Raw genomic sequence first — 2,015 nt, forward strand, 5'->3', positions numbered from 1 at the left:
CTGATACAGCTTCTTCCTCACTAAAAGTAATGACAGAAACCTCAGCCCACATTTCTTGTATTTTATCTAAATCATAAATTGAAAAAATAGATTCTATACCTGAATCGTCAAGTTTCTTCATAAGAATCTTTATTACAAAAGATTCTTTCTCCCCCAATATTAATACCTTATGTCCCAATACTATTCGCCCCCATTAAATCACTTAATCGCTTGTATTCCAAGCAACTCTTCAAGTCCATCCCAATCACACTTTCGTAGCATGGACTCCACTTTATCAACTACCTCCTGCTTATCCAAAGGAAGATGATATAAGCTTAATTCCTCCAAAATCATTTCAACCCCATCAACATCCAGTGTAGGCACCACTTCCTTAAGTGCGTCAAACGCCTCGTCCAATTCTTCCTCAGATATAGGCTTTTTATTTTCCAGTCGTTTTTTCTTCTCCTGCATATAAGGATGTAATCTTTCCTTGTAGCTTCTATAAAGCTCCAATAAATGTCCCAGATTCTCATCTATTATTGAAAGATTATTACTCTTACCAGCCATCTCAAGAGAATATGCCAACTCGCACATTTCGGTGGCACCGATAATTCTTGATGCTGTTTTTAAAGCATGGACCTTGACGGTAAAAAAAGAAATATCCCCTTCTTTAAAAGATTTTTCTAATTCAGAGACTTTTTCATCTATATCTAAATAGAAGGATTTAAGATATTTATCAAACTCTCTTACACTACCACAATAGCGCAATCCATCTGAAATAGAGATTCCCTCTACCCCTGACAATCCTATTAGTTCCTGCGGAACATTATCGTCTCTGAATGAATCAGCCATACTTTCTCCTCAAAAAGAATTATATGTACAATATACCATACTTTTTAAAATATTTATCCATTTCCATAAATATTATTAAATTTTTTTACTAATTCGTATATCTGTTAACGCAACCTGCTCTCCACTTATAGAAACATAAATTTCTTTTGTACCATCAAGTATTAAGGTTTTATTTTCAATTTCTATTCCAAGGTTTTCTGTTTTAAAATCGATTGCATTTCCTTTTCTCACAAAGGAGACAGAACACTCCAGTCCTTCTTTATGTTTCTGCTTCCATATATCCCAACCTGGGAAGGTATCCTTTTTCTTCATTGAAAAATTGTTCTCTGCAATTTTTTCATCAGCCGACACCTCGCCATTTATTTTTATCAAGGCATATTCACGATAATTCTTTCCGAATATTTTTTGATCATCAGCATAATATAAAACGATATAAGGACAATGCCAAACCAGACCTGCTGAAGGCAAACTCATAGTACGGAAATCCAGTCTAATTTTATCCTCCAGTGGAATCCCCTCTGTTGAAGCTGAACGATACTGATCAATCTGAACATTGGCAACATCAGATTCCATTCGATTAATAAATGTGTCGCCATCCACAATCTTAGGAATATCAGATTCTCTAATTAGTTCATTAGTAATATCAACCACGATATCGTAAATACGACAATTCTCACCAGTGAGACAAACATATGCTGCTTTAGAACGATCTGGTAAAGCAAGGATAATATCATATTTTCCTTTAGAGCTGTTTACTTCCAGCTTTACATGATCTTCATATTTAGCAGCGATAATCTCATAACTATCCTCTGAGATTTCCGCTTCCTGACTTTGAATAGGCTCCACTTTAAGATTTCTAGCCGATGTTGAAACTGACTTACCATCAAACCAGACTTCTCCATACTCCAAATAATGATACGCTTCAATGCCTTTTGTTGTATCATGACAACGCCCATCAAATGAGTCAAATAAAACTATGGCAGGTTCCGAGAATTTGCCAATAAAGTCTTCCGGGGTCGAAGTCTTGAAATGAATTTTAGTTATGGTGTTTACGATTGGAATTCCAACAGTAGTAGCATCTCTATATGCCTTACAAGCTATTTCCTTCTCTACCTTTAATGGTGTCTTCTTAATAACCTCATTATTTTCCTGATCTAGAATATTCACCATAATTGCTGCTATCT

1 protein-coding gene and 1 pseudogene are annotated in these 2,015 nt (G+C 35.3%); both read right to left on the reverse strand.

Annotated features, from left to right (window positions below):
• Positions 1–198: 198 nt before the first annotated feature.
• Positions 199–831: an Hpt domain-containing protein gene (locus QVA17_RS12500; protein ID WP_287389333.1), complete on the reverse strand. Its 633-nt coding sequence runs from the start codon at positions 829–831 to the stop codon at positions 199–201.
• A gap of 75 nt (positions 832–906) precedes the next feature.
• Positions 907–2,015, reverse strand: a pseudogene (locus QVA17_RS12505) (diguanylate cyclase); the annotation flags it as partial.

The organism is Lachnospira sp. (assembly GCF_016290755.1).
GTDB lineage: Bacteria > Bacillota > Clostridia > Lachnospirales > Lachnospiraceae > Lachnospira > Lachnospira multipara.